The following is a 26,323-nucleotide window of genomic DNA, read 5'->3' as shown; positions in this document are numbered from 1 at the left end:
CATGCCGTTCATCAGCCTTATAGATCCCGAAACAGCTTCGGATGCGGGCGGTGTCGCGGGAAGGCGGGGGCAGAAGTTCCAGGACCACGTCGCAGCCAGCCTCGTCATCGACATGCTGGTCGAGCCGACGATCGTGCAGATCGAATGCGAGACCGCGGACGATGTTACCATCCGACGGATGGTGGACGCGGTGGAAGCCCAAGAGTATGTGCAGGTCAAGACGACCGACGGTGACTCCAAATGGAGCATGCAGGAGCTTCTGCAGCGCACCGACAGTCGGGAAGGCACGTCAATCGCCGAGCGTTCACTCTCCTGCGATGCCCATGACGCCGTTCCCAGCTTCCGCCTCGTCACCGTCCGTGAGCCCAGATCCCCTCTGGTCCATTTCAAGATCCCGAGGGGCGAGCGATCCAGCCTCGCGTCCCTCATGGCAGCAGCAACCGGCCCATTCGAGAAGAAGTTTCCCAAGTTCAAGTCGCCGAAGGGACAAACGCTCGCCGACTGGGCGAAGCAACTGCTCTGGCAGGTCGAACCCGATATGGAGAAGCTCGCGGGTCATAACCGGCTGCGACTCCTCAAACTCGCCGGCAATCATGGAGAGAGGCCCCACGTCACCGAAATAGAGACCAGCTACGCCGACCTGCTTGGAATGGTCATCGACGCAGGTGACGCCTCGCGGGTTCACGCTCCTGAGAAGAAGTGCATCTCCCGCGCCACCGCCACCGGATGGTGGAGGAACCAAATTGCATCGTTCGCCGCGGAGACCCGACGAACTATCAAGGTCTACCGGGTCCGGTCCGAGGAGTTCTTCTCCAACTTCCACTGCGAAGCCGGCACATCGGACAATCGAACGGTTTCCGGCTGGGATGTTGAATTCGACGGCGGCGAATGGAGATGCCGCGAACTCGTCGACCACCTGCTCGACTGGATTCCCGAAGTTGTGCTCCCGCCTACGGTCCTCGCCAACCTAGACCAACTCAACGCACGAAGCCTGCTGACACGCGCAGTTGAGGCTTGCGAAGCGCATGGCGGTCTACATGCAAGGGAACTGCTTGCCGAGCTCATGCTGCACGCGCTGCTGAGGCACCATCATCGTTCGGAACCAATCGCCTGCAAGATCTTCCACATGAACGGCGGTCGCCTTGTTTTCGGCAGCGCCCATGTGGTGCTGGACGATGCTGGCGATCAGCTCTGGCTTGGCCAAAGCCGACTGACGACCGTAACGGATCGGGAGAGTATGCCCGCGGCGGTGGCAGAAGCACTCAGGTCTGGGCTTGGCCGCGAGATCCTGCGTCGCGAACGAAAGATAATTCTGCAGCTACGGCATCCGGCTCATCTCAGCGAGCACAACCTTGGCCGTTCGATGGCCGCCAACGGCAAGATAGACGACCTGCTGTCCGTTCTGCACATTCCACTGCTCATCGCGTACGACAGTGGCGTGCTCGCGGAAGGCTTCACGCGCGACTATCTCGACGGCCTCAGAGAAGAGGCCAACGAGGTGTCCGCCGCCATCCGGGCCGAACTGGACACCGATCTGCGCGAATTCAAAATTCACATCTTCCTGATACCGGTCGAATGCGCTGACACGCTTTCCGGCCTGTTTGAAACGATCCTAAAGGCTGATCAGTGACCGAAGCGGAGATAAGATCGGCACTATCCTCGCGGACACTTCCTCCGGAAATGGCCTTCGACGCGCTTCAAACCATCAGCGCGCTCGCCAACGACGTCGCCACCCAACCGGCCGCGCGGGAACTCGTGATCCGCATGCTTGCCGCAAAGGACCTGTTGCGGGACGACTTCCACCCGCTGCTTGACGGTCTGATCCGTTCCGTCGGCCTGATACCCTATGCCGATCCGGACAATGCCCGGTCATTGGACGATCACTACCTCATGGAAGCACACCGGGCGCCGATTCCGGACGAGGAAGACTACTTTTTCCACACGCTGCAATTGCAGATCTTTCGCGATCTCGTCGCCGGCAGAAACGTAGTGCTGAGCGCCACGACCAGCGTGGGCAAGAGCATGGTGGTGGACGCGGTCATCGCTTCCGATCTCTACAATGTAGTCGCCATAATCGTCCCTACCATCGCCCTGATCGATGAGACCCGACGCCGTCTGGGTCGCCGCTTCGCCCCGACTCACGAGGTCGTCACACACCCGACGCAGCAGACTGATTTCAGCAGACCGGTCATATTCGTCCTTACGCAGGAAAGGGCACTCGCACGCAAGGATCTGGACAAGGTAGAGTTCTTTGTCATCGACGAATTCTATAAGCTGGAGATCGACGAGAAGGAGCCTGAGCGTTCTGTCGACCTTAATCTGGTCTTCGCGCGCCTCGCTGGTCAAGGTGCGAAATTCTACCTCATAGGGCCACATGTCAGCGGAGTGACGGGCATCGCAGCGCGTTACAATCCGGTGTTCGTCCCGTCGGAATTCTCGACGGTGGCACTCGACATCGTCCAGTTCGACCTCCCCGAGAAAGGGGATGCGCGCAAGGAAAAGCTGGCCGAGCTCTGCGGCCAACTCACCTCCCCCACGCTAGTTTATTGCCAGTCCCCCCCCCGCGCGACATCCTTGGCGGAGTATCTGCTTGAGCATGGCAATTTCGGAAAGGTCGCATCCACGCGCGCCGCAGTCGAATGGCTACGACGCGAGTATCCAGAGGAATGGATCCTCACGAAAGCGCTGGAGCATGGAATCGGGATACACCATGGCAACGTGCCACGGGCGATCCAACAATACATCATTCGCGCCTTCGACTCCGGCGAGATCAAGATAATAATCTGCACGACCACCCTCATCGAGGGCATCAACACCGTCGCGGAGAATGTCATCATCTACGATCGGCGGGTCGAGAACACGGGCTTTGACGCCTTCACCTTCCGCAACATCGCAGGCCGAGCCGGCCGCATGCGCAAGTATTTCATCGGCAAGGTCTTCGTCCTAGAAGCCGCACCGCCGGATGAGACGATGTCCGTGGAGATTGGTGTCGGCCTGCAGAACGAGAACACACCTGCCGCCCTACTGCTGGAACTGGATGAAGAGGACCTCGCGCCGATCTCAAGACAGCGCGTCCTGGACATCGAAAGGGAAAGCCCCCTTTCGATGGAGACCCTTCGATTGAATCGGCATGTACCCCTCGATCGACAATATGCCGTTCACACGCATATCGTGCGCGACCTACTCAATCTAGAGGACGCCCTCGTGTGGTCGGGCATGCCTAAGCCCTTCCAACTGCTGAAGGTGTGCGAGATGATCCATGATCATTTCGATGGTTACGCCCTGAGCCGCTACGGCGTCACGTCCGGAATGGGGTTGAAGGCCGAACTGGATCGACTGCGGCTTGCGAAGACGTTCAGATCATACATAGACCACAGGGTCGCAAACCGTGCCTTCTATCAGTCTGTGAGCGAATCCGTCGAACAGGCCCTCAAATTTATGCGGCGCTACGTCTCCTACACATTCCCTCGAAGCCTGCTGGCGATCAGTAACATTCAGGCCGAGGTTCTGACGCGGAACGGACGAGAGACGGTTGGCGACTATTCGACATTCGCATCCAGGGCAGCGAGCCTCTTTATGAACTCCAGTCTTTTCGCACTCGACGAATACGGAGTGCCTCCGGAAACCACCAAACGGTTGAAATATGCAGGAGATGGTCCAACGACGCTCAGAGAGGCAGTCGATCTTCTTTTCCTGGCGGCTCAGGATCTGGACTCCGACCTCGATCCGTTCGAACGCTCCATTGTAGAAGACCTGATGACGACGATGCCGCCAAGGCCGATGACCTCCTAGCGGAGTGTGCACTATATGAATTTCTCCGCCAGGGTCCGCTTGCCCTTCGGCCCTAGGTAGGTGAGGCTATCGTTTTCGTAGAACCCTTATACGAAGATGTCACAGTCGCCGATCATGACCCCGCGGACAGTTCCGTGCCATCATCCCATGCGTCCCGCGCTATGGCCGTGCAGACTTCGCCCCGCATCTCGAACTCGAACGTCTTGGCCTTCCGATGCCAAAACTTCACGGCCGTCCGAATAAGATTTTCGCAGACCGCGTTGCGCTTCTTTGGCGAGAGCATGTCGAGCGAGGACTCCTTGATAGGCCCGAACATGCCGCTGGCGTTCATGGCCTCGAGAATTTCGCGCATATGGACGCCTTTGTGCTGGCTCGACTGAGTGTGGATGATGGGGTCGCTTACGCAGAACAAGAAACAGCCAATCAATGCGGGACTTTTTGCCCAAGCATCCATTTCTCCCTTGAGTCGATTTAGAAGACATCTACAATCAGGACGCCAATAGTGAAAGCCGATCGTCAGTTGTTGGGGCACCGGTCCTCTACCGCTTCAGCAGTAGCGTCACTGCGAACCATCCAAAATCCTGGCATCTTGGTCGCAAGACGAGATTTTTGTTTGGCAGATGCACCTAGTGTCAGTATCATTAGCGAGAACGGCGTGTGCTGGCCCTTGCCTCTTGGATCGATGAATCGGACGCGTCCTCGAAGGAGATAAATGTCGGCGTCTGGACTCAGCGTATCGTGAAACCATGCCGAGTCAGTCCGGACCGGAACAAGGCATATAACGGTTTTCACTCTGCCGGATTGCCACTCGAGATAGGCTCGCCGCAACCACTTCAGCAGTTCTGAGAATGGCGGATTGACGAAAACGGTCGTGCCTGACCACTCATCGACGAGCCCATCGCCACCTTCGTTGAGGAGAATGCGACGCTCCGCGACGACAGGACTGAGGTGGTGGCCACATGGATCGAGGGCGATCTTGCCAAACGCCGAGTAGATGTGCGCCATGAAGTCCGGCGGCGTAAACCGACTGTCCCGGTCATCCTTGTCGCCCTGGCCCCAATAGGATCGCTCTACCGCACGACGCCGAGCGCCGGGCGCGATCACTGCCAGAAGACGCAAGAAGCTGGCAACCGTGCCGCCGCCCCGCTCAAGGCTGGCTACAGTGGCCCGCGACAGGCCTGCTCGCAAGCCTGCTTCATCCAGCGACATGTAACGCTTGCGTCTCCGGCGATGCAGTTGCTCGGCAAGCGTCTTTCCAGGTCCAAGCCCGGTCATACGAAAATCAAGCGCGGCCATGACGGTGATCAAAGTCGGCATCGATCCGACGCCGTTCTCCAGCCGTTTGATGGTCTGCGCATCGACTCCGATCCGGGCCGCTAAAGTCCGCTGCGACCAACCTGCTGATCGTCGAGCCAATTTCAGTTGTTCGATCAAATTCGAACCCCATTAAGGATCATATTTTGAGCGCTTATGGCGCGATCGAATGTCCTTTGGCAACGTGGTGTACGGATTGATCCGCAGCGAAGGCTCGTCAGGTTTGACTGATCGATCCGACTGGGGCTGGTGCCGGCCAGTGAGCCACTGAGCGTAGCATCGTCCAGATGGACGGGATTCGTTCAGGGTCCAATCCCGTTTCCTATCAGTTTCTGAAAACTCGAGAAGGCCGTCGAGAACTCAGTCCGCAGCGACGCCAGGCGACCATTCTGGTCTCCGGACAGGGCTGGACATGCGAGCATGGTCAGACGACACCAACACTGAACCAACGAACAGGGCGGTGCCGAAAACGATGGCCAACACTGAGATCAACAAGATATTCGATGCGGAACCGCAGAGCCTCTCCGACTTTCTAGGCGCGAACGACCAAGGTTGCTTCATCCCGTCCTACCAGCGCACATACGCCTGGCGCGACGAGGAGGTCAGCAGGCTGTTCGAGGACGCGATCACCGGTCTGTCGCGCCTTCCTACAGCACCATCCTCCCTGCGCTTCCTCGGCACCATCATCACGGTGACCGACAAGTCGCTGCTGGGCATCCAGGAGCCAATGGACCAACATCTCCCCGAGACGGTGATGACGGTCATCGACGGCCAGCAGCGGCTTTGCACGCTCATCGTGGTAAACATCCTGCTGCACGACACGATCCGGCGAATGGCTGGCGAGCTCGACGGCCCGGACGCAGCTGACGGGTTCGATCAGATCCTCGAGGACTACCTTTACGACCTTGTGAAGACCTTCCAGTTCGTGGGGCGTCCTGCCGCGACGATCTGGCAGAACTACCCGCGCGTAATCCGGGCCGAGCAAGACCAGTGGGCCCGTAGCCAGAACAACGCCCGCTACGAATCCCCGATCGCACGGCTGATCTGGGCCTACATCGCCCACACCGATCCCGCCAAAGCCCAGGGCCCCTTCGAATACGCACCGCCCGCCAACGCAGAGGACGGATCGGGACATCAAGCACTCGCGACCGTAGTTGGGCACGTGAAGGAAGCGCTAGAAAGCATCGCTGGCGGGATGTTCGAGGGCCGGACGCTGATCGACCCGGTTCAGCTCGTCTCGGACGAGGTTCAGAACGGGGAGTTCTGGATCGCAAAGTTCCCGACTGCCCTCACGCAACGGTTGTCGGCCGGCGTCAGCGAGCCGGCTGCGCGGTTGCTGAGGCTGATGGCGTTCGGGCGCTACCTGAACACACGCATGGCAATCACCGTCGTCACCACTGCGCAGGAGGACTATGCGTTCGACATCTTCGAAGCGCTTAACACGACCGGAACGCCCCTGACCGCGTTCGAGACCTTCCGGCCCAAGGTCATTGAGACCGAAGGCATGCTCGAATACCCCAATTCGCCCTCTGCCGCCCACCTGAAGGAGATCAACGCCTACCTTGATAGGTGGACGAAAGCGGACGACCGGCAGCGCGCGACGAGCTCCCTCCTTATCCCGTTCCGCCTCCTCGACCGGGGCGAGCGGCTCGAGGCACGCCTGGCAGCGCAACGCACGTACCTGCGCTCGACCTACGACAACCTTCCCGATCTGCCGGCGAAGCGGGCGTTCACCTCAGCGCTCGCCACGATGGCGAACTTCCTGCGCTACGGATGGCAGGCGGACAGTGGGAAGCCCGCCAACGCGTCGCCAGGCGGGAAGCCGTTGCACGACAAGGAGGCAGCATTCTGTTTCGAGGCGATGCGGGCGCTGCGGCACGACATCACCGTAGGGCCAATCGCTCGCTTCTATGACGCGGCCGACGGTGTGGCGAACTCGGCCAGCACCCTGCAATACGAAGGCGCGATCAAGGCCATGACGGCCTTCTCGATGATGTGGCGCGCCGCAAAGGGCGGCACCGCCAACATCGACGGGCGCTACCGCACGCTCATGTCGGGCGGACAGGACGTGGCACATCCGCTTGCGCGTCGAGGTGCCGGTGGAGAGGCCAATGTTATGCCGACCCTCGCGCAGATGCAGACGGCGTTCTGGGCGATGCTGAAGCGAGCGCGTCTCAACACCCGTGACCTATGGGTCGCGGCAGTCGCGCAGCGGCCAATCTACACCGACGGCGTGCTTGTGGCCCGCTTCCTGCTGCTGGTCGCGATGCACAACTCGGTCACGGAAGGAACGACGGGCCTCATAACGGGGGACGGGCGCGGCAACATCGACCTGCTGACATCGCAGGAATGGTTCGCCACCGCCACTGAGTCGATCGAGCACGTCGCCCCAGACTCAAAGGAACACGCCAACTGGCCAGCCGCGATCTACGACGACAGCCGGCTAGTCCACCAACTCGGCAACCTGCTGCCTCTGCCGAAGGTGGAGAATAACGAGGCCGCAGATCATTCGTGGCAGCGCAAGAAGATCCTCCTCGGCATCTTCGCCGCCGAATCGAAGGCCGTCGCGCAGGCTGGAATAGAAGAGGCTAAGAAGGTCGGCATTACCCTTGGCAAGAAAGCCGAGGCCATCGCGCTGGATAACAACACCCTGCCGCTCGCTAAGAGCGCGTCGACGTTCTCCGGAACCTGGGATGCCGAGTTCATCGCCCTAAGGTCCAAAAGGCTGGCGGAGCTCGCATGGAACCGAATGGCAACGTGGCTTGGACCCGCACCCACGCCGTAAACGCGAGTCCGCAACTTCCACACGCAGCTGAGCTTGTGAGTGTAGAGAGTTGTAAAAATGCCGGAGGGCTACGATCGTTGCGGGCGGCAATGCGAAGGACCCCGTGCGGCTGCACCCGGTTGACGGACAGCATTAGACGATCAGCGTCGATCGGCTTCCTGTTGCGCTTGCATTCTTCGCCCCGCACGGGACGAAACGGGAGGCACGTGCTGAGGCATGGATCGAGCATTCGACGGCAGCACGATCGAGATGCTCACGGTGCACTTCTCGGACTTCTTGCGCGGCATAAAGGCGACATTCGAGCCGAGCGAGAACCATCCTGCGTCAGCCAGTCCTAACCGCCAGAACATAGACCCAGCTGGTGCGTCCTCCCAGCCCGGTCGGACCATCGTCCTGCCAGACCCTCTCGACAGCTAGTCCGGGCACTGACGCGAATAACCGCCGCGCCGTGTCGACGGTCAGATTAGTATAATGCCGCCCACGCTCGTCGACCGTCTCGCCGTCGCCCCGCTTAAAACTTGCGAACAGCGGCGCATCCGGACGGAGCGCCTTCGCGAGCTTGCTGACGACGCCAGGCAAATCCTCGTGCGCGACGTGCAGAAGCGACGCGAAGCACCAGATGCCATCGTAGCACCCTGCCGGTGAGGACCATTCCTCGAAGCGCGCGACCTTGACATCGACACCTGTGAGCCGCGACGCCAGCCCGGCCATACCAACCGATGCGTCAAACGCCTCGACGCGGTAGCCTCGCGACAGGAACTCGCGGATGTCGCGGCCGGAGCCGCTTCCGGCGTCCAGCACCAGTCCACCCGGCCGAACATGTTTGAGTAACCCCGGATAGAGATCCGAAAGGTCGTTATCCAGCGTGCCGCGCGAATACGATTCCGGATCGGCGTCGTAGAACGCGACCGTGCGATCGTTGGCGTTCGCCAACGGCTTGTGTCCGGCGGAGGAGCTTAGCGCGTGAGCCATCGGGGCAGCAGATAGGCCATGAATACCGATATAACCAACGCGCAGACCAGTGAAAGGATTCCCCACCAGTAGGAGATATGGTCCGCCGGCCAGAAGAGCACGAAAGCGCCTACCCACGAAAGGAGGGCGCCGGCGATGATCAGGATCGAATACATCGAGATCATCGAGTAGTCCCTGAAGACGGGCAGCGACGGCGTGCGCTCCGACCACCACTCCCCCTCAAAACGACGGACCCGGTCCAGATAGTCGGCCATCACGTCTCGCACCCGGATCGCGATGCAAACGAGCGTAAAGTCGCACAGGCCGGCGAAAAGCATGAGGGCGAAGCGGGCGAGGTGCTCGCGAACCGGCCCCAGCGAGTGGCCATAATTCGAAACAACGGCGACATACCAGAAGCCGCCAGTCAGCGTCACCGCAAAGGCCGGAATGCGGTTCATCTGCTCGTTGAGGTGGCGGAACTGCGCGAAGTTCTGCTCGAATGCTGCCTTAGCGTGTTCGAAGGAGTTGCCGTCGGCGGGAGACCATGCAGATCTCGTCTCTTGCCTGTCCGTCATGTTGCCAATCGACCGGAAACGCGACGCAACGTAACGAATTCAACAAAGCCGCCCGCCCCATCGACCGGGGGCTCGATCAGGCCAGCCGCGACAGCATGACCGATGCACCCGCGGTCCATCCGGCGACGCTTGCCTTCGAACCTGACAAAGACGGGAATGGTGTCGGAACCCGTATCCTCGGCGAGCGTGTGCAGCGTGTGCATGAAATGGTCCTGCCGAGCGGAGCCCCTGCCGGGAGACGACTTGCGCAGCCCGGCCGCGGGGAAGGCATCGCGCGAGGTCACGAAGGTCTCCGTGCCTGGTCCGTAAGGCTCATACGTGATTCCAACGTCCGTCCAGGTCGGCATGCATTCCTCCGTTATATAAGCCGCCGGCAACCGCAGACCTCGATAGCGCAGTGCTGTCTCTACAGCACATGCTCAAGATCGTAGGCGGTCAGCACCGGTCTGAGTGTATCGTAGGCATGGGACCTGTTCCGCGCCAGCGCGTTGAACTCGGCGACGCGGCGTAGTTCCGACTGGATCAGCTTGCGCGCGTGACCCGCCTGATCGTGATAACCGCCTGGGAGGATCGTCACGAAGTCATGGATGGACGCGTGGTCCTTGCCGGGAGAGCGCCGGAGTATACGCCCGCGACGCTGGATGAACTGCCGGGGGTCGCGCGAACTGGCCAGGATGTAGGCAGTGCTGCAGGCCGGCACGTCGATACCCTCGTCAAGGCACTTGATCGCGACCATCGCGTCGATCAGACCGATCCGGAAGTTCGCGAGGATGCCCTCACGCTCGCGCCTCGGCTCGCGCGACGTGAATCGCGACAATCGCCAGTTAAGCCGATCGAGCTGTTTACTCACGACCTCGATCTGACGACCGGAAAACTGTTCCTCGCCATCAGCGTCGGGATCGCCCTCAACCGTGCCGTCGCCGCAGTAGAACAGCGTGTGCGGCTTGGGACGCTTTCCCTGAAGAGTCGCGGCCAGCGCCGGGATCTTGTTAGCCGCCGATGCTATGACGCGCGCCCGCCGCATCAGGAGAGCGGTTAGGCCAAGGCTTGGCTTGGAAGACCCCGCCCCCTCGCGAGCGAAGCCGCGCGCGATCTCATTCGAGAGATCGACGAACTGATCGGCTTCGTCCGGCGTCAGCTCCACGATGTGAGGGAAGTAGTCGTAGGGCGTGAGCACGCCGTCCTCGATCGCCTGGCGCAGCGAGTAGGTGAAAACCGTCTCGCCGTAGTATGCCGCGAGGCGCGTGTTGCGTTCCGCGTCGAGATAATGCTGCGGCGTTGCGGACAGGCCGATGCGGTACTTGGCATTGCCGGGCAGGAACCCCGAGTATGACTCGGATGCGTGGTGATGGCACTCGTCGCCGATCCAGAGGAAGCGGTCGGCCGGCACCCGCCTGATCGCCGACTGGAACTCGGGCGACTTGAGCGTGCGGTTGACGACGACCACAGCCGCGAAAGGACGCGCCGCCATCTCCACCTCGTGGATGACCTGGTCGAGGCGGTCCGCCCAATCGGCCTTGGACACATAGCAGCGCACCGGATCGATGCCGAACAACGCGAGGATGTCGCACCACTGATCCGCGAGATTCTGATACGGCACCGCGATCACGACGGTTAAGCCGGGTATGCCGCCCGCCATCTGGACGATGGCGTAGCACGCCGTGATCGTCTTGCCGGCACCGGTCGCTAGGTCGAATATCCCGACAAATCCGCCCTTCTCACTCCAGGCGTTCAGCGCGTCGCGCTGGTGCTGTCGTATTGTAAACGGGACTCCGCCGATACTGGCGGGCAGGCTGGGGCCTGCATGGCGCTCGGCCTGGCCCTCGACCTCATCCTCCCGTTCCCTCAGCCGTCGAGAGATCGCCGCCTCGCGAGCAGGGTCCGGCGGCGCCTCCATCCGCGCGGCCACCTCGAGCAACCTCTCGTTGAACGCTGTCGGCACATCCATGACTGCCGTTCCCCGGCTGCGGTTCTCCCAGAGACGCTCGAAGGCATCAATGTGCTCGGAGAAATACTCCGACAGCTCGGGCCGCCAGGTCGGGAAGACGTCGATGGATTCGTAATTGTGAGTCGGCAGCAGCGCGCTCGCGCTCTCGTTCGCCGACCCGGCGAACACAAATGCGTCGCCGGTGGCGTCAGCGATGATCCCGATCTTGTCGTGGTACATCCCCCGAGGACGCAAGGCCACGCGGATTTCCAGGCGTCCGGCGCCCACCAGCCATGCAAGCGTCCGGAAGCGCTCGTCGAAGAGGTCCCCGGTCGTCTCGTCAATCGCGCGGAGGAACTCATCGCCCAGCTGGTCGGCGAGCCCACGCACCGCCTCGCCGCGGCGCACCGCCTCGATGTCGCGCTGATCAGCGAACGCGCCGAGGATTAGCCGCATGTTTCCGCCGTTGGCGATGAACGTCGACAGCGCCTGGGCAGCGTAGGTTATCGTCGAGCCGGAGAAGAACCCCACCGCGCGGTCATACGACGTCGCCACCGATAGCGTGGGGAAGTAAAAATCCTCGAGGATGTTGTCGCGGTCGGACTTGTAGACGCCCTTCGCGGGCACATCCCTGAGCATCTCAGAACGAGATCTTGGCGAGGTCGGGCTCTGCCTGCGTCGGAACCAAGTATCCACGCTCCCGCAGAAGGCCCATCAGCGCCCGATCCGGATACTCGCCGCCGGCGCGGAGGAGATGGTCCTTGATTATCGCAAGGCCACCGTTGGCGTATTCCTCGAAAACCGTGGCACAATCTTGCTCACGGCCTTCCCGGAGCACGTCTGCACCGCCTCCCTCGGCGAGCGCGATCAGGAATACGAGGAACTCGGCATTCTGGTCCCGTTCGAACTGCTGGTAAGACACGTCCTCGACACCTTGCGACCGATCGAGTGGGAGACGCCGCTGCTCCGAGAAACCGAGGAGCGCCGCGAAGCACAGCACCTCGCGGATCGTCGGGAAGAGTCGTCGCTCGCTATCAGGCAGGGGAACTGTCGCGAGCTTTTGAACCACTTCCTCGTAGATCCGGCTACGGAAGATGTTTGGCAGGCTTGGAATGCGCGTGGCCATTTCAGGCGACCTCCACGATCATCGTGCCGTCAGCCTGCTGGTCGAACAGGGCAGTCTGGTAATCGCGGCCCCGGAACTGCCGCACCTCGCCCGGACCCTTGCCAGCGCCCTTGTTAGTCCGGATCAACACGTATTCCTTCTCGACCCGGTCGACGAGCGCGTCCACCGCGCCACCCTTGGCTTGCGAACCCGATACCATCAAAACGACCTGCCTCGCCATCCTCGGGATGTGCTCGGCGGTGGTGCGGCGATACGAATCGTCAAGTTGTCCAAACGGCGAGTCGAGGACCAGCGGCGCCACGGTCCCCCGCAGTAGCCGATGATCCGCCGCGTTCTGCCGGAGCCGCGCGAACTCCACCAGCGCCGCCGTGAACGCGAGCCCAAGAAGCTGGTTCTCGCCGCTGGACTTCGGCAGCAATGTGCCTTCCTCGTTCACCAACGATACGGCGTATTCGTCCGTCATCTTGAGGCGGAACTGCTTCCTCGTCGTGGAGCCGAGCACCTTGCTGATCTGCTGCCGAAGCATCCGCCGCGCCTCATCCTCCTCCTCCGCGAGTTCCTTCTCGAGCCGCGCGCGGAGGGCCTCGCACAGTGCGTTGCGCTGCACGAAAATGCGGGCCTCGTCGTCTGTCTCGACCAGCTTTCGAAGCTCCTGCTCCTTCTGTGTTTTCTGGGCCTCGGACCGTCGAATGTTATCGGCGAACGCCCCGATGCGCTGGTTCATCGAGGTCAGCTGCGACTTTAGTTCGTTACGCCTGCGCTCACGCTCGGCAATCTCGCCGAAATCTATCCCCTCCAACCGGCTGGATATCTCGCCGAGTTGCGTCTCGGCCGCGCTGATGTCCTCGCGCGCCGCCGCTAATCGCTTGTTGGCAGCGTCCAACAAGCCAGGCGCCCGCAGGCGCTGTGACTTCATGTTGTTAAGTACCGCTTTCACGCCGGAGAGCCGGCTGCGCAGGACGTGGTTGGCCGCCTTGGTCAGCAAGCTCGCGACGAGCGCTCGCTCAGTCGAGCCATCGCACAGTTCGGTTCCGCAGATGCACATCCTCAGGTCCAACAGGTCCTGAACGAACTCCTCATTGTACGGCGACGGGAGCTTCCCCTTAATCTCCTGCGTGTCGAGGTTATCGAGTGTCGTCTCGGTTATCCGGGTGGATACAAGGAAGCGACCATTGTCCCCAAGCCACTTTACCACCTCGTCCTGAGCATCGGCAGCACGCTTCACTGCCCTCGTATGCTCTCGTTCGGTCCGCTCGCGGCTCTCCTGCAGCGCCTTTGCAGCGGTCGAATCGCGAAGCTTCCCGTCGATGTCCGCTATCTGCTGCTCAACGGTCGCGGTCTGGCCCTTCAGCTGCTCGTGCGCAGCCTTCGCCGTCGTGATCTGGCCGTCGAGGTCCTCAATGGCCTGCGCGAGCGCGTCAACTGACGCCGAGGCCTTCGATTTCGGCATTTGGCGGCGGTAGTAGGTGGCGGCCTCCTCCAGATCCCCGATGGCGGTATCAATCAGGTTGCATCCGAGGATGTCCTGAACCGCGCGCCTGATACCGCCCCTGTTGTCCTCGCCAAGGAAGACCTCCGCGTGTTCGCCGTCGAACAAGAAGTGGCCCGCCATTGTCTTTGGGATCACCGTGTTGATGAAGGTCTCTGGCGCGTCGATGCTGCCACTGTGTCCCTCGTCGATGCGCATGATGCTGAACAAGCGATCACCGTGGACACCCTGTCCGCCATAGCGTCGTGCCCGGTACCGATTGTCGCCATGCTCGAAGACGACCTCTACGAAACACTCGCGACGGCCTTCGGTCACGGCGTCATGGTTCACTAGGTCGAACTTCCGCTCGAACTTGGCGGTAGTGACGCCGTAGAAACACCACAGCATCGCGTTGAGCAGGGTGGTCTTGCCCACCCCGTTCTCCGCGTGGATCAACGTGACGTTGCGTTCCTCGTCGGTCGAGAATTCGATCCGGTGCTCGCCATTGAAGCACCTGAAGTCCTTTAGCGTGATCTCCTCGAGCAGCATAGTCAATGCCTCGACTGCGGAGTTGCCCGCTCGATCACGTCGCGCAGCCGGCGCCGCCGCTCGCTGTCCTTGTTGCGGTTCTCGAAGAAGAACTCGCGCTGCAACTCGACGATCTCGGCGATCATGCGGTTTTGCTTCTGCTCGTCAGGCAAGCCGTCGTCCACGTCGCCCATTCCGCCCCCGTTCCGCCCGGCCCCTGCCAGTGCACGCGTCGCAGCATAGGATCGCGCCGCAACCGATGGCAATCCTTCCAATCGGTTGCTAGCCAGAAAACGGTGTTTACTTGTGGCAGGTCACGCAGGTCGAACCGGCCTCGTCGATCCCGTAGACGTCGTTGATGTCGATCGGCGCGTCCGGATCGGCCAGCGGGTTGGCTGGACGACGCCTGAGAAGCCGCTCGCGGCGCTTCTCGTAGTCCGTCTTGATCTGCTCCACCCGGTCCGGCTCGACGAGTTCGGTCAGGCTCTCGCCCTGGCTCCAGGTGAACGGCGACCCGTCCCGAAGGGCGGTCTTCTCGTAGTCCACCGCCTCCGCGAACGCCTCGGGATGGCGCTCCGCGAGCCGCACCCATTCAATCTTCTGCTGGAAGAAGCAGAAGGTGCAGCCCGATCGCGAACGCCACTCGTAGTAGGAAGGCTCACCCACGTCGGCCTGCTGGAGCATCTCGATCACCCCGCGCTTGTCGATCCCCGCCTCACGGAGGGGCAGATGGACGCGCATGTTGCGATGGGTGGACTGGTAGCCCTCCCTCGTGGGTTCGTCTGCCCGGATCGCAACGTAGGAATGGACGACGACACCCGCGTCGAGATCGGGCCGCAACCACTGCTCCAGCGGCTTGAGCTTAAGCTGCCGGGTGCACCAGCGCGTCCTCGGCGAGGGCAGGAAATTGCCGTATTCCTCGAGCCAGAAGTCAAAACCGCGATCGGGGTTCAGCCGCTGAACCGGCCTTCCCAGAAACCCCTCAAGCCTGTCGAGGAAGGAATAGACCTCGGGTAGCTCCTTACCGGTGTCCGTGAAGAAGTACTCGAGCTCCAGGTCGGGCCGGGTCGAACGCATGTGGACTGCCAAGGCAGCGCTGTCCCGACCACCGGAAATTCCAAGAATGTGCCTTTCGCGGATCATGCCGCCTCCTTCTCTCCGGCGACGCTCGCCACCGCGCGGGCCAGCGCGGCGAGCCTCAGATGGCGATCGGGACCGCTCAGTGAAAGCCGGGCGATCAGATCATCCGCAAGTGCCGTCGCGGTGATCTTCTCCTCCTCGGTCAGCTCGAACGTGCTCAGCAGCGGCGGCAGGCGCGGGTCGACGCCGACCACCAGCGCCATCGCCTCCGTGCTCGACCGTCTGTCGCGCACCGAGGCGAGAGCCTCGGCCTCGCGGAATCGCCTGCCCAGCCTTGCAAGCTCGAGAAGCGCCTGCTCGCGGTCGCGGTCGGACCATGAGTGGGCGGGCTTGTGCACCAGCAAGCTGGCAAGACCCTCCAGGTCGCCCTTGCCACCGTCGAAAGCGGCAGCGCGCGTGCAGAATGCCTCGAAGGCGAAGTCGTTGGTGAGGTTCCGGATAGATTCGGCGCGCCGGGCGACGCCATGGAAATCGACGGCGTCCACGCCCAAGGCCCGAGCGAGCGCGGTGCGGACCTCCGCAAGCAAAACGGCGTAAGCCTCCTCGCAAGCTACCAAGCCAGCCACCACGATGCCGGGTTCCGGCCTACCGCCCCCAAGAGCCGCCGGCAGCGCCTCGAACAGAAGCGTCTCGGGGTCGTTTGAGCGAAGCACGGCCTCGCGGACGGCCAGGGCGGACGGCGGCAGCGCGGCGGTCCGTTTCGAATACTGCGGCAGTTTCGCGAACCGACGGAACAGCGCCTGGGCAACCGGCAGCGCAGGCGACGCCCCCGGAAGCTCGAGCGCCTCCGCCAGCCCACCGAGGAACGCCGTCTGGCCAACCGAGCGATCGAGCTTGCGTATCCGCAGGGCCGCCGGCTTCTGCAGTAGGCGGTCCACCACCAGATCGTCGATCTCCGACTGGAACACGTCATCGACGTAAAGGGCGACGTGCTCCCGATTCGCGAGAAGGAACGCCAGAGCAAGCACCGGCATCACGCCCGCCTTCATCCCGAACGGTGGAAGCGCCCATGTCGCGAACACGTCTGCAAGACTGCCGTCGCCTCCTGCGAGCACCTGCCAGGCCTCGCGCAGCGTGGCGCCATCGCCCTCGCCGTTAGGCGAGTGGAAGCCGTACATCCCATCGTCGCCGGCCCGGTGCAAACCCAGCGGCTTAAGCGTCGTCAGATACAACCCGCGCTCCGCCGGGTAGCCCTCGAAGCCGAGGTCGGGTCGGTCGCCCCGGAGCACCATCGCCCGGCTCAGTTCGCGGAGAGCCGCCATCGCGCTAGACGACGGCCTGTCGCGCTGCAGCAGTTCGCTTCGGATAACCGGCGCGTCGGGATATGCAGCCCTCGCAAGCGAGGAGGCGACCACCACGGGGCGGTCGCGCACGAGCGTGTCAGGCGCCGTGGAAAGGCGCCATCCAGCGTCCGACAGAGCCTCCTCCAGCAGCTGCCGCAGCGCGTCTTCACTGGCGGAGATCCGCGCGGAGATCTCGCGACGCGCGATCCGGTCACCCTCCAGTTGCGGATGATCGCGCAACACCCGCTCGATAGCGAACAGCTCCTCCGCGTCGGCTCTCAGGCGATACGAGCGGCGGCTCGCGCCGATGGCGGCGACCCCTTCCTTCTCGCCGAGCGCCTTCGCGATCCGCTTCGCCCGGCCGTCAAGCTGCGCATCGGTAAGCGATCCGTCCCCCAGTAGCAGGACGAATGAGCCACCACCGCGTCGGCGGCCGGCCTGAACGCCGGCGATAATCGACTCCACGGGATGGTCGGGCCCGACGAGCGCGATCGCCACATCGAAGGTTCTGAGCGTCCCGGTCTCGAAATAATGCCGCTTCGCGGATATCGAGCCCAGGCCAATGCGGCCTGGCACGGCGGCCAGCTCGTCCTGCCCTAGCGGCGAGGTCGTGCGCGATATCGCCTCGTCTAAATCGAAGTCGCTGCCCGCAAACAACGCATAGCCGCCAAGCCGAGGCTGCCGGATAAGGACAGCCCATTCGAGGAGATCCCTGACCGCGTCCGCGATCTCCGTCTCGCCAACTCCCGGAATCGAGAGCCGCAGGAAGTCGTCCGCCAGCGAGAGGCCGGATCCGTTGCGGAAGAACTCGATGGCGGCCGCCGACTTGGTCAGCGCAACGTGCAAGGGTCCGCCGCGTGCGCCGGCACGCTCGATGGCCTCGAACGCCAGGCTGAAGCGCGCGCCATCGGGCCCGCTCACCAGCGCCATGCCGAAGTTCGCGGCAAGGTAGTCCCACAGCAGCGCCGGATCGTATGTGTCGCCGCCCTCCGCCTCGGCGAGAAACTCCTGGAAGCCAGCCGGCTCGGCTGACGACAGAAAGCCGAATACGCTGCGTTCGTTCTGGGCGAACCGCTGCCGCGACACCGGGCCAAGGAGGAGCGCGGTCACGGGATTGAGCGGCCAGGCCTTGGCGAGCAGTCTGGCCAACGTCTCCACCTCTGCGGGACGTCGGCGCGACACGGCGACTGCGCTCTCCTCGGCAACGCCGAAAGCGGCCGCCGGCGGCTGCGACGATATGGCCCTTCCGAGAAGCGCGACGGTCTCGTCCGCAGCGGCGAGGAACGGGATGTCGTGGAAGCGTCCCTGGACCTTGGCCCACTCGCGGCGGGAATCACGATCGGCTCGCTCGGCATACTGGTCGAACGCCTGATGGAGGATGCCGACCACCACGAGGCGGCCGGCGCTGCGAGAGGCGCGCTCGGCGAGATCCTGAAGGAGGTGCGCGTCGCCGCCACTAGCAGCCTCGTGCTCAAGTAGTTTGCCGAGTTCGTCGAGGACGAGAAGTATTGGCGCGCCGGCCTCAGCCTCCGCGGTCAGTATGCGAACCAGGTCCGCGTCAGTCGCCGCCGCCTCAGCCGTGGGCCGCGCCGGCCAGCCCATGGCCCGCTCGCACGCCTCGGCGATCGCCTGACGTAGTCCGACGCGGCTGCCCGTTACCGGGACCACCGTCCAACGCTCATCCTGCGCCGGAAACGCGTCGTCGAACCGCCGTGTAAGCACGTCGCCCGCGATCCCACGCGCCAACCTGCGTTGGTCGTCGCGACCGGCGACCAGACTGGCCACGAGGAGTGCCGCGCTGGATTTGCCGCCTCCATAGGGGCCCGTCCAAGTGAACGCGCCCTGACGACTCTCGGCCTGCGCCGAGGCCATAGTCAACAAGGCCTTCTCCACGCTGGCCTGCATGACGTAACCTGCCAGTGGCGGCGTGCCGCCGAGGTCGGCATCGATCCGTGCCGACCGCGCGAAGCGCCGATCGATTGAAACCAGGCCCTCATAGCCGCTCATGCCGCAGCCCTCACGTTGCGCGACACGCCGTAGGCTTCGGCGAGCAGGGTGAGCCGATCAACTTCGGAGATCCGCTGAAGCTGGCGCAGACCCGCGGTATCGGTCCAACCCCATGCACCGCCGGTCAGATGCGGCATCGCCATCAGCCGCGCGACGACCTCGTCCTCATCCAGCTTGAAGACGCGACCTGGCGAGCCCGGCGCATAGCTCACCTGCTCAGCCGTCACCGTGCCTCCGCCCCGACGCTTCCAGAACATATCAAGGGCATAGGCGAACACAGCGTCATGGAGGGTCGGCTTCGGTCCGCGGACGAACTCATACCAGCCACCCAGACGCGCCTCGCGGATCAACCCGAGCTCGGCCAGCAGCGGTTCGGCTGCATCGTCACCGTGCTGCCCGCGCCGCCGCACGTAGCCGCGGAGCATAACCTCCACGTCACGCTTCAGGGTGCCACGCGTCGCACGCCACCCCATCTCTGTTGCCACCCCAAACAGCTCACCGGCAAGCCCGTCTGGATCGAACTCGATCGCGGTGAGGGCATTGAACGCATAGTAGAGCGTCGTGGTCATCTCGGGCGTCGACGCGACGGCCCAGTGAGCCAGCCACACCGTCGCAGGCGATTCGACGAAGGGGTCCCAGCCATCGTCCGACAGAACCGCATCGCCTAGCGAGGTCGGCGCAAGGACGCGACCCTGCTCACCGACGAACCCGCAAGCAACCGCCCAGTGACGCATTGATGCGGCCATGTTGCGCCCCACGCCGAACGTAGCTATCGCTTCTTGTTCCACGAATGTTCCGATGGGTGCGCCGCCGGCAACCGCGTCATATGCCTTCTTGGGCCAAAGGAGGCGAAGCGGGAACGTCTCATGTCCCGCGAACTGAACGCGTGTACCGCTCTCGATGATCCCCTTGCGCATTCCGCACGGTAGCGCTGGAGGGATCGTCCAGCAAGCCCCTCACGTCGAAATTACGGCCGCGCTAAACAGTTCGGCGGCACGAAAAACATCGTCGTCAGTCAAGTAACGACCGAGCATCATCCGAACGACCGAAGACGACTGTTCATGGTCAAGGCCCATTGCCGATAGAACATGAGAAGTAGTCATCTGGCCAGACGAGCATGCAGATCCAGTAGAGATGAACACACTATTTTGGAGGCGGGTCGCAATATCTTCACCGTCGCATCCGTCTATTCTTAGAGACAGAGCGCCCGGGACAGTAGCGGTGTCGCCCGAAGTCCTGCGCCAGCGCACTTGCCGGCGGGTGATTTCGTCCAGGAACAACTTGGTTCGGCGTCCGGCGGCGGCGGCGTCCTCATCCAGCCGCTGCTTCGCCACCAAGGCCGCCGCGCCGAATCCCGCGATGAGCGCTACCGGCTCGGTGCCGGGACGCCGCCCCGCCTGCTGGCCACCACCCAGTTGCAGCGGTTCAGGCGCCGGAGCTCCAGCGGCCACATAGAGCGCGCCGATGCCGACGGGGCCGTAGACCTTGTGCCCGGACAGGCTGGCGTAATCGACATCCCAGTCTTCAAGGTTGACGGAAATCTTCCCAAGCGCCTGCGCAACATCCGTATGGACCAACGCGCCGCTGTCTCGGGCAAGCGCGGCGACTTCGGCGACGGGCTGCACTACCCCCGTTTCGTTGTTAACGGCCATCACCGACACGAGCCAGCAGCTATCGTCCACCAATCGACCGAGTTCACGCAAGTCGAGTCTGCCTCCCGCATCCACCGGGGCGATCACCACCTCGAAACCTAGACCGGAGAGGAAGCCGGCCGGCTCCAGCACTGACCGGTGCTCTACAGCGGACACTACAACACGACGCCGCCCGGTGGTGCGCAGCGCCGCCCGGGCCCCGCCCACCAGCGCGATGTTGTTCGCCTCTGTCGCGCCGGACGTGAACGTCAGCTCCGCCGCGCCGCAGCCGACCAGCCCTGCGACATCACGCTGAGCACGATCGATGATGTCAGCAGCACGCTCCCCGAGCAAATGGGGAGAGGAAGGGTTAGCGGGCATATCCAGCGCCGCGATCAGCGCCGCCCGCGCCTCCGGTGCGATCGGCGCGGTCGCGAACCCGTCCAGATAGACGCCCGGCACGGGCTCTGCCTCGACTTTAGCAGGGATGGTGGCAGCGCTCCGCATCGACCGAGCATAGATGGATAGTCAGCCCGCTGGAAGTGCGGGTGAGACCCCTATGGCCGAAGCCGCCCGGTAGCGGCTCAAGTGTCTGCTTTCGATCGGCAAGGCGCGCGGCGGTTAGTGGCACTGCACCCTCGAATGGATGAACGTCGGGGAACAAGCCGACGAACTCAATGCGATCCATTTTGCGAAGTCGGTGTAGCATTCGGCGCGCGGGGGCGCTCCCACCCTCGCTCCGCGCCGACGATATTCAAAGTCCGGTCTCGATGCCCAGGAGGGGCTCCGGCGGGTGGCTTACACTCGAGCCGGTCAAGGAAGAGAGAGAGGATATCGGCCCGCCAGTGAGCCTCCATAGGCCATGCGCCAGTCCATCGTCCTCTTCGATCTGCGCGCGCAGCGAGGTCATGGATCCCTTGTTGTCAATCGCGAGTAGCAGGCGATCACGCCCACGAGGCACCACCTTTAGCGCTACCGAGCGGTCTGCGCCTTCGCCGCCAGTGACGGGAGGTTATCATCGCCTGCTTCGACGTTGTAACGATCGCGATGGGTGCATTCTCACTTAATAAGCACGCGCGTCTTTACAGCCGTGAGCAGTTTCGCGCCCCTGAGTGTCCGCTCGACCTCCTCGACGTAGCTGACGAGCATGCGCGCGACCGACCCGTCATTCAGTCCTAGCCAGAACTCCCGTCCCGTTGCCTTCGGCATCGGAAAGAACTTGTCGTTGGGTCCGACTTGCTTCCAAACCGGCCAGGCGGCGGTCCCGGTCTTCACGCCGACCAGCTCCTGTATGACTCTCTTCGCCCCCCTGGGCAACGCTCGGCCGTCCACGCTATTCACTCCGTAGAACAGGAAGCGGTGTCCGGACTTGTCGAACTGGATTCCGAACCCAACGGTCGCGTCGGGCGTCAGGCCGATGACTAGGCCGCTGTTGTTCGATGACCCGATGTCCGACCGACGGACCCGCCAACCCCGCCTTCCACGGACGAGTTCCTCAACCTTCAATACGAACGTCGCGAGCAACCTCTCCTTGATTGAGGTCTCGGCCTCAAGAAGCGCCAGCCCGGCCTCCAGCCGCTCCCGCGAAGACAGCAGCGCGTTCCCAATCTCCTCCACCTCTCCCTGGTCGGTCACTCCCGAAAACTCCTTCAGCACGTAACTCTTGATACCGGCCAGCATCGCCGACACGGTCGGAGCAACGCATCGCGGAGCGCAGACGTCCATCCAGTCGGCGATCGCCGCATAGCCGCGCACGCGCAGCGTTCCGACGGCCACCGCCGCCCCGAACTCGTCGGCGCCGATGCTTTCATCCGAAGGCGCACTGCCCGTACCGGAGAGGTAGACGAGACAGTGCGCGTCGAGACGCCGCGAGGAGAGGTCCGCGAGATAGCGGCGGACCTGCTCGGGCTGATCGGTCGCCGTCGGTTTATTCTCGATCGCGAGCATGCGGCCCTTAAGCCGCACGAGAACGTCGAGGTAACCGACCCTCGTAATCGCGATAGTTGGCGCCTCGAGGATCACCCGCGCATTGTCGAGGTCGCGGCGCCATTCATCGTCGAGCTCGAGCCACCGTGTGAACTCCTCAAGGAAAGCGGCCCCCTGCTCGTGCGACCCACGCGGGTTGAGAAGCCATGCCAGAATTCGTGACAATCCCCTTTCCCGGACGTCGAGGAATTCAAGCGGCGTAAAGTTCGGTGCTGTCCGGCTTGCGCTTTCAATGCGCCTCGAGCGGTTAGCTACCTGAATGTCGGATATCTCGTCGAGCAAGGTGATCGGCCACATGGGTGCGAACTTACGCTCGATATCGGCGGCTGCAAGCTTCGCGACCGCACTGAAGCCGAGCCGCACAAGTAGGCCCCCTCCTAGCAAGCGCGTCACTCGGCTGCGTACTGGAGTAGCCCCATACTTAGCGCGCGACTTATTAGGCGACATTCATGCCCGGGTGTTACATCTCACCACGGGCTGCTCATCAAGACGATGCTGTGCAACCGAGCCTGGTAGGGAAGCCAAAGACGGCTCTTGGTCCCTGAGACGTGAAGACAGAGAAGCCTTTCATAACCTCGCAAAAGTGGTCTCCAGTGCGCCCCTATGCCGCCACCGTCGTCGGCGCCGGCGCGACATCGATCGTCTGGCCCGCTGTCATCATCGCGATGAGCCCGCTCTCTGCGCCAGTCATGGCCAGATATTCTCCTTGCCCCGCTTCCTGAACGGGCGTCCATTTAAGATGAGGCAGCAGCTCCAAACCAGACAAGCGAGTCTCGACCAAAAAATGACCTTCGAGCAGTCTAACCGTCCGAACCGCATGTCGATTCAATCGTCGATCTCGCAATTGCGAGTGCCTCTCAACACGTAGGTGAACCGGTCGATAAATCGCTTCTATCCGTCACGGACCGGTGCTACAAAAGCTTCACAAAATGCTAATTGGCGCGTCACTAAGTCTTTGTTTTGATTGATGCTGTTTTTTAACTGACACCTCCCGTAGGGGTCACCAATGGCGGAGATCAGCCGTTTTGGGTGAGTGTGTTTGGAGCTTTTGCCTCCGATGGACGGCCCACGCGATTGAGACACAAAAACGCCGCCAAAGCATGAAGCTCCGACGACCCAGTCAGCATAACCGATCAATTGATCGGTTTGCCCTTCTTGTCGACGTTGAACGTCTCTACGATCGCGGTGGCCTGCCCTATCCGACCGGCTATTCGAACCAGCAAGTCGTCCCCGATCTGCTCGCGTCCTACGCCATCAAGGAGCGGACCTGGAACGCCTACTTCCAATTCAACGTGGAAGGATCCCGCTGGCGGGGCGACTTCGGCCTGCGTTACGTCAACTCCAGCGTCGACTCGCTCGGCTATGGCGCATCGGTGCGCAGCTACCAGGTCATCGGCGTCGGCACGGCGAACGTCGTCTTCAACCCGATCCAGCCGATCGTCGGCGGCGGCGACTATTCGCGCTCCTGCCCTCCGCCAACTTCGCGTACGATCTTGCGGACGGTTTGAGGATTCGCCTCGCCGCATCACAGGCGATATCGCGACCGACCTTCGGGCAGCTCTCGTCGGCCAAGGATTATTCGGCTGCCCAGTCGAACACTCCCGTCGTCACCGACGCGGGCAATCCCGACCTCAAGCCGGTTTCGGCGGACCAAGCGGACGTATCGCTGGAATATTATCCCAGCAACCGCCTCGCGCTAAGCGTCGCCGCTTTCTACAAGCACCTGACCAATTTCGTCACGACGCAGGCCGTGCCATTCACATTGGTGCCGACCGATCAGGTCGCAGGTGCCCCCGCGAGCTTCCCGTTCACCGAACTGACCTACGTTAACGGTGACAGCGCCAAGGTCTACGGGATCGAAGTCGGCGGGCAGTATTTCCTCGACAATGGTCTCGGCGTGCAGGCCAACGCGACGTATAATCGCTCGCGCGCAGAACGCGAAGGGCGCCCGACGGTCAATCTGGAAGACGCGGTGCCGTTTCAGCGAACGCAAAACTCTTTTATGAAAAGCACGGCATCAATGCCTCAGTCTCGTACCAATACCAGTCTCAGTTCGTATCCTCACAATACAGCTATATCGACAGCCTCACGATCAAACAGACGCCCTACCACGAGCTGGCAGTAAGCGTATCATACGACATACTTCCGCAGGTTACCGTTTATGCACAGGGATCGAACCTACTGGACTCGGCCACTAAGCGCTTTTCAACCTACAGCAATGTTCCTGCTTTTTACGCATACACCGGTCGTGTATTTTTCTTCGGTTTGCGTGCCCGAATTTAACATCTGATCAGGAAGGTTCGCTCTTTTATCGAAATAAAGGAGCGAACTCCGGCTTTAAATTCATGAGTTATAAAAATATCTTACGCCTTAGACCCAGAACCGGACGTTTACGCCCCTTCCCTCTCTTCTCAACTTCGGACGCTAGTTCATCTTTGCGAATAACCGATTTTCAAGCCCGGCTATCCGGTCGCGAAGTCGTGATGGGAAAAGCAGGCGGCCTGGCCACTTTCGGGCGGCAGTCGCCCGTACCCAACCGTTCGTTCATGCGGTCGGACAGGCCTCAGACACTTGGCAATGGTTAAAGGCGGCCTGACCGCTTTTGGATGGCGATTATCGTAAAATGTCTACGCGACCGAGAAAGCGCTGCGAGGTGAACCGGTTGCCGCTCGAGTTCGCCTGGTCGTCGAAGAGATCGGCAGACGCTTGGTCGCCGCTTCAAATCTAGCAGGCATGAGAAGACGGTTCCGCTGCCAAACCTGGTTCTTCGCTGTAATAATCTAAACTACAACTTTCAACAGTCCCGGCCTCTTACCACTCATCGAAGTTTCTTGTGGCGGTTGTGGACCATCGGCGCATCGAATGCCTTCCGTAGTGGCACCTTTATACAGGTGGGCCATATCGGTTTGCTTCCGGTTTGCCACGACAGCAAGTCCAAATGAGCAGTGCGATTCCAAGGATCACGATCGCGAGGATGTTCAGGCCTCCCGCGATGGAGATTTGCGTGCCGGCTTCGTCTCCGAGACGAACGCTGGTTAAGGCGTAGAGAAGTAAGAGCGAGAAGCTAAGGATAGGCAATGGTAGCGCCCACCAGCCAGATCTATCCACGTCATGCAGTCGCCTGACCAGGACCGCCCATGAGGGAGCCTGCAAGGCTAGCGACACCGGCCATGCCACCGAAGCCGCGATGATCGTGAGAACGATCTGAAGGACGTTCACGGCGACGGTGTAGGACCAGAATTCCAACCGCGACGATCACCCCGCGAAGCGGGCGTATCGCTGAAAAGAAAGAATGGCCGCCTCAAAGGCGTTATTTGGCCGTGTTGTCTCGGTCGTCCAAATCGACCCCCTAAAGCCGCCTGTTTCCGCTATAGTTTCCCTAAAGGAAGTGTTCGATACGAAATAGCAGCGCCGAGCATCTAAGCGATAGATCGACTTTGAAAAGGCGCAACAGCCGGTCAAACGACTAGAGCGTTGATCGAACAACATGAACGAGTGTCGGCTTCCGGAAGCGGCATTGCTACCTCGAGTGACCGGGTGGTGGGCGGAACGCGCCTTGCCTTACGGCTTTCGACCAGACCCACAAACGGTCATCCAGGTGCCCTTTCCCGTCCCCCGACTTCGGCAGCTCATTCATCCCCGCGCCATAACGGCTTTCAATGGCTGATTTTCCGAGATGACCGTTGTTATCGCTGGGAACCGAGGCGGCTGCTTGCGGGACTGCGAGCCGTGATAACTGCCTTTGTGCGGTGCTGACGCCGCCACGTCCAACAAGGATGATGTTCGCCGGCGATGTGGCAGCTGGCAAAC

General features: G+C 62.1%; 20 protein-coding genes. 5 read left to right on the top strand and 15 right to left on the bottom strand.

Translation table 11 applies throughout. The features are described from left to right. Window position 1 precedes the first annotated feature (1 nt). Together O6X71_RS00210 and O6X71_RS00205 are read left to right on the top strand one after the other, a co-directional pair. Window positions 2-1,630, top strand: a complete 1,629-nt coding sequence (locus tag O6X71_RS00210; protein ID WP_353463876.1) for a HamA C-terminal domain-containing protein — start codon at window positions 2-4, stop codon at window positions 1,628-1,630. After that, window positions 1,627-3,792: a DEAD/DEAH box helicase gene (locus O6X71_RS00205; RefSeq protein ID WP_353463874.1), complete on the top strand. Its 2,166-nt coding sequence runs from the start codon at window positions 1,627-1,629 to the stop codon at window positions 3,790-3,792. Before O6X71_RS00210 ends, O6X71_RS00205 begins: the two co-directional genes overlap by 4 nt. A gap of 112 nt (window positions 3,793-3,904) precedes the next feature. On the opposite strand, the gene O6X71_RS00200 is transcribed toward O6X71_RS00205, so the two are convergent. Together O6X71_RS00200 and O6X71_RS00195 are read right to left on the bottom strand one after the other, a co-directional pair. Next, window positions 3,905-4,144, bottom strand: coding sequence for a hypothetical protein (locus O6X71_RS00200; protein ID WP_353463872.1), 240 nt, complete (start codon window positions 4,142-4,144; stop codon window positions 3,905-3,907). A 164-nt stretch (window positions 4,145-4,308) separates the two neighbouring features. Continuing rightward, window positions 4,309-5,226: a DNA N-6-adenine-methyltransferase gene (locus O6X71_RS00195; RefSeq protein ID WP_353463870.1), complete on the bottom strand. Its 918-nt coding sequence runs from the start codon at window positions 5,224-5,226 to the stop codon at window positions 4,309-4,311. Window positions 5,227-5,578: 352 nt separating this feature from the next. On the opposite strand from O6X71_RS00195, the gene O6X71_RS00190 reads away from it, so the two are divergent. Then, a complete protein-coding gene (locus O6X71_RS00190; protein ID WP_353463868.1) occupies window positions 5,579-7,891 on the top strand; it encodes a DUF262 domain-containing protein in 2,313 nt (770 codons plus the stop codon). A 324-nt stretch (window positions 7,892-8,215) separates the two neighbouring features. On the opposite strand, the gene O6X71_RS00185 is transcribed toward O6X71_RS00190, so the two are convergent. From O6X71_RS00185 to O6X71_RS00130, 12 genes are all read right to left on the bottom strand, one after another. Beyond that, entirely contained in the window at window positions 8,216-8,863 is a 648-nt protein-coding gene (locus tag O6X71_RS00185; protein WP_353463866.1) for a class I SAM-dependent methyltransferase, read from the bottom strand. Then, a complete protein-coding gene (locus tag O6X71_RS00180) occupies window positions 8,848-9,417 on the bottom strand; it encodes a hypothetical protein (protein WP_353463864.1) in 570 nt (189 codons plus the stop codon). The genes O6X71_RS00185 and O6X71_RS00180 overlap by 16 nt, the downstream gene beginning before the upstream one ends. Next, window positions 9,414-9,764, bottom strand: a complete 351-nt coding sequence (locus tag O6X71_RS00175; RefSeq protein ID WP_353463863.1) for a hypothetical protein — start codon at window positions 9,762-9,764, stop codon at window positions 9,414-9,416. The genes O6X71_RS00180 and O6X71_RS00175 overlap by 4 nt, the downstream gene beginning before the upstream one ends. Before the next feature lie 59 nt (window positions 9,765-9,823). After that, entirely contained in the window at window positions 9,824-11,983 is a 2,160-nt protein-coding gene (locus O6X71_RS00170; RefSeq protein WP_353463861.1) for a DEAD/DEAH box helicase family protein, read from the bottom strand. 1 nt (window position 11,984) lies between these two features. Then, window positions 11,985-12,470 carry a DNA phosphorothioation-associated protein 4 gene (locus O6X71_RS00165; RefSeq protein WP_353463860.1) on the bottom strand — a complete coding sequence of 162 codons (486 nt, stop codon included), beginning with the start codon at window positions 12,468-12,470 and terminating at the stop codon, window positions 11,985-11,987. A 1-nt stretch (window position 12,471) separates the two neighbouring features. Next, window positions 12,472-14,487, bottom strand: a complete 2,016-nt coding sequence (locus O6X71_RS00160; protein WP_353463858.1) for an AAA family ATPase — start codon at window positions 14,485-14,487, stop codon at window positions 12,472-12,474. 2 nt (window positions 14,488-14,489) lie between these two features. After that, complete coding sequence (locus tag O6X71_RS00155; protein ID WP_353463856.1) at window positions 14,490-14,660, bottom strand: hypothetical protein; 171 nt, start codon at window positions 14,658-14,660, stop codon at window positions 14,490-14,492. Between the two features lie 106 nt (window positions 14,661-14,766). After that, window positions 14,767-15,609, bottom strand: a complete 843-nt coding sequence (locus O6X71_RS00150) for a phosphoadenosine phosphosulfate reductase family protein (RefSeq protein WP_353463854.1) — start codon at window positions 15,607-15,609, stop codon at window positions 14,767-14,769. Next, window positions 15,606-18,896, bottom strand: a complete 3,291-nt coding sequence (locus tag O6X71_RS00145) for a hypothetical protein (RefSeq protein WP_353463853.1) — start codon at window positions 18,894-18,896, stop codon at window positions 15,606-15,608. Before O6X71_RS00145 ends, O6X71_RS00150 begins: the two co-directional genes overlap by 4 nt. Further along, complete coding sequence (locus O6X71_RS00140) at window positions 18,893-19,813, bottom strand: DUF4007 family protein (RefSeq protein ID WP_353463851.1); 921 nt, start codon at window positions 19,811-19,813, stop codon at window positions 18,893-18,895. The genes O6X71_RS00145 and O6X71_RS00140 overlap by 4 nt, the downstream gene beginning before the upstream one ends. A 39-nt stretch (window positions 19,814-19,852) precedes the next feature. Beyond that, entirely contained in the window at window positions 19,853-21,034 is a 1,182-nt protein-coding gene (locus O6X71_RS00135; RefSeq protein WP_353463849.1) for a cysteine desulfurase family protein, read from the bottom strand. Window positions 21,035-21,586: 552 nt separating this feature from the next. Continuing rightward, window positions 21,587-22,876 (bottom strand): PD-(D/E)XK nuclease family protein, encoded by a 1,290-nt coding sequence (locus O6X71_RS00130; RefSeq protein ID WP_353463847.1) that lies wholly within the window; start codon window positions 22,874-22,876, stop codon window positions 21,587-21,589. Between the two features lie 737 nt (window positions 22,877-23,613). Between O6X71_RS00130 and O6X71_RS00125 the strand changes: the two genes are divergently transcribed. Both O6X71_RS00125 and O6X71_RS00120 read left to right on the top strand, forming a co-directional pair. Next, on the top strand, window positions 23,614-24,021 hold the full coding sequence (locus tag O6X71_RS00125) for a hypothetical protein (RefSeq protein WP_353463845.1): 408 nt from the start codon (window positions 23,614-23,616) through the stop codon (window positions 24,019-24,021). After that, window positions 23,979-24,638 carry a TonB-dependent receptor domain-containing protein gene (locus O6X71_RS00120; RefSeq protein WP_353465020.1) on the top strand — a complete coding sequence of 220 codons (660 nt, stop codon included), beginning with the start codon at window positions 23,979-23,981 and terminating at the stop codon, window positions 24,636-24,638. Before O6X71_RS00125 ends, O6X71_RS00120 begins: the two co-directional genes overlap by 43 nt. 758 nt (window positions 24,639-25,396) lie before the next feature. Here the strand turns inward: O6X71_RS00120 and O6X71_RS00115 are convergent. Continuing rightward, the gene (locus O6X71_RS00115) at window positions 25,397-25,759 is read right to left on the bottom strand and encodes a DUF805 domain-containing protein (RefSeq protein WP_353463843.1); all 363 of its coding nucleotides are present in this window, start codon (window positions 25,757-25,759) and stop codon (window positions 25,397-25,399) included. Window positions 25,760-26,323: the final 564 nt, after the last annotated feature.

Origin of the sequence: Sphingomonas faeni (assembly GCF_040407505.1) — a bacterium.
Taxonomy (GTDB): domain Bacteria; phylum Pseudomonadota; class Alphaproteobacteria; order Sphingomonadales; family Sphingomonadaceae; genus Sphingomonas; species Sphingomonas faeni_E.
The sequence above is the reverse complement of the archived record's forward strand: the minus strand, read 5'-3'. Positions and strand labels throughout refer to the sequence as shown.

Coding starts and splice junctions, on each gene's coding strand:
- O6X71_RS00210 (WP_353463876.1), top strand. CDS start 2: ATGCCGTTCATCAGCCTTATAGATCCCGAAACAGCTTCGGATGCGGGC.
- O6X71_RS00200 (WP_353463872.1), bottom strand. CDS start 4,144: ATGCGCGAAATTCTCGAGGCCATGAACGCCAGCGGCATGTTCGGGCCT.
- O6X71_RS00190 (WP_353463868.1), top strand. CDS start 5,579: ATGGCCAACACTGAGATCAACAAGATATTCGATGCGGAACCGCAGAGC.
- O6X71_RS00185 (WP_353463866.1), bottom strand. CDS start 8,863: ATGGCTCACGCGCTAAGCTCCTCCGCCGGACACAAGCCGTTGGCGAAC.
- O6X71_RS00180 (WP_353463864.1), bottom strand. CDS start 9,417: ATGACGGACAGGCAAGAGACGAGATCTGCATGGTCTCCCGCCGACGGC.
- O6X71_RS00175 (WP_353463863.1), bottom strand. CDS start 9,764: ATGCCGACCTGGACGGACGTTGGAATCACGTATGAGCCTTACGGACCA.
- O6X71_RS00170 (WP_353463861.1), bottom strand. CDS start 11,983: ATGCTCAGGGATGTGCCCGCGAAGGGCGTCTACAAGTCCGACCGCGAC.
- O6X71_RS00165 (WP_353463860.1), bottom strand. CDS start 12,470: ATGGCCACGCGCATTCCAAGCCTGCCAAACATCTTCCGTAGCCGGATC.
- O6X71_RS00160 (WP_353463858.1), bottom strand. CDS start 14,487: ATGCTGCTCGAGGAGATCACGCTAAAGGACTTCAGGTGCTTCAATGGC.
- O6X71_RS00155 (WP_353463856.1), bottom strand. CDS start 14,660: ATGGGCGACGTGGACGACGGCTTGCCTGACGAGCAGAAGCAAAACCGC.
- O6X71_RS00150 (WP_353463854.1), bottom strand. CDS start 15,609: ATGATCCGCGAAAGGCACATTCTTGGAATTTCCGGTGGTCGGGACAGC.
- O6X71_RS00145 (WP_353463853.1), bottom strand. CDS start 18,896: ATGAGCGGCTATGAGGGCCTGGTTTCAATCGATCGGCGCTTCGCGCGG.
- O6X71_RS00140 (WP_353463851.1), bottom strand. CDS start 19,813: ATGCGCAAGGGGATCATCGAGAGCGGTACACGCGTTCAGTTCGCGGGA.
- O6X71_RS00135 (WP_353463849.1), bottom strand. CDS start 21,034: ATGCGGAGCGCTGCCACCATCCCTGCTAAAGTCGAGGCAGAGCCCGTG.
- O6X71_RS00125 (WP_353463845.1), top strand. CDS start 23,614: ATGAAGCTCCGACGACCCAGTCAGCATAACCGATCAATTGATCGGTTT.